Origin of the sequence: Acidiplasma cupricumulans (assembly GCF_001402935.1) — an archaeon.
Classification (GTDB): Archaea; Thermoplasmatota; Thermoplasmata; order Thermoplasmatales; family Thermoplasmataceae; genus Acidiplasma; species Acidiplasma aeolicum.
On sequence record NZ_LKBH01000248.1, the window covers coordinates 1 to 1,076 of the forward strand.

1 protein-coding gene is annotated in these 1,076 nt (G+C 27.2%); it reads left to right on the forward strand.

Translation table 11 applies throughout. The features are described from left to right. Positions 1-32 precede the first annotated feature (32 nt). A complete protein-coding gene (locus tag AOG55_RS06705; protein ID WP_055041064.1) occupies positions 33-1,049 on the forward strand; it encodes a hypothetical protein in 1,017 nt (338 codons plus the stop codon). The last annotated feature ends 27 nt before the right edge of the window (positions 1,050-1,076 follow it).

A 1,076-nucleotide genomic window follows, 5' to 3' on the forward strand; every position in this document is an offset into this window, starting at 1 on the left:
AATTTTAAATACTTTTTTAACTTAACATTAATATGCCTACAGAAAATTCTGAAGTTCCTGAAAATATAAATAACAATTGGAAGAAAATAAATATTGAAACAATGAAAGTTAAGTTAGATCCTAACAATCCAAGATTGGATCTTGATGAAAATGCAGATCAGGAAGTAATTAGAAAAGCACTATTTGATCATGAAGATATAATTGGACTTATAGATTCTATTACAGAAAATGGTGGACTATTTCCAGGAGAAAATATAATAGTCCTAAACAAAGATACAAATTATATAGTACTAGAAGGAAATAGACGTGTATGTGCTATTCAATGTATGATAAATCCAAACCTTGCACCAATTAAATACAGAGATGAAATTAAAAATTTAATAAGGGATTTTAATATTAATAAGTTAAATAATTTAGAAGTGGATGTTGCTCCAAGCTGGGAAGCAGCCCAAAAAATTATTACATCAAGGCATACTGAATACCAAATTAAAAAATGGTCTTATATTTCAAAATGGAGAAGAGATTATAAAGAATTTCTGAAAACTGGAAATACACATCAAGTTAGTCAAATTTTTGGTGAAGATGAAAATCAGGTAATTAAAAATTTACATAATTATGCCTTTATAATTTATATTTTAAATATGCCAATATGGACTGAAATAGAGAGGAATAAATTATCAAGCAATGACCTGAAAGCTTCACTTTTGGAGAGAGAAATGCCGAAAGATGTAGAAAATGTATTAGGCATAACATTTGATCCAAAAAATCATAGTTTATTGACATCTATGGATAGAGAAAAATTTAATTATGTATTAACAAAGTTTATAAGATCTCTGTTTTTGGATGGTACGCCTCAAATAACTACCCGTACAAATAGGGAAATTGTTAAAAAGTATGTTAATGACTGGATTAAAGAGTATGAAGATGGTCATGAAGATCTTAAACTAAAATTGAATGATGATATGACAAAAAATCAAATACAGAATAAGTCAAAATTAATAGCGTGTCCAAACCTTCATAATTTGTTCGACAATTGTCATATTTATTAATTTGAAAATTATTAGTGGGATATGGCA